The 290-nt window shown below is 61.7% G+C and carries 2 pseudogenes; both read left to right on the top strand.

Annotation, left to right across the window (positions count from 1 at the left end):
• Window positions 1-185 (top strand): annotated as a pseudogene (locus AC0L3B_RS39295) (aspartate:proton symporter); the annotation flags it as partial.
• Window positions 185-290: pseudogene (locus AC0L3B_RS39290) on the top strand (thiolase family protein); the annotation flags it as partial. The pseudogenes AC0L3B_RS39295 and AC0L3B_RS39290, both read left to right, overlap by 1 nt.

The raw sequence follows: 290 nt of genomic DNA, 5'->3' as shown, positions 1-290 counted from the left end.
TCTCCCCCAGCGGCTGCGGCAACATCTACATGAATGCCACCCCGCGCGTGGTGTATGGCTGGGCGCAGACCGGCACTTTCTTCAAGATTTTCACCCGCATCGATGAAAAGTCCGGCATTCCACGCCCGGCATTGTGGCTGACGTTTGGCCTGTCGGTGTTCTGGACCCTGCCGTTCCCGTCCTGACCCTGGAAAAACTCGCCGCGCTCAAGCCTGCTTTTGAACGCAGTGAAAAGGGCACGCTGACCGCGGGCAACTCGACACCGCTGACCGACGGTGCCTCGCTGGTGC

The sequence above is a fragment of the Bradyrhizobium sp. Kon56 genome (assembly GCF_055807635.1).
The sequence above is the reverse complement of the archived record's forward strand: the minus strand, read 5'-3'. Positions and strand labels throughout refer to the sequence as shown.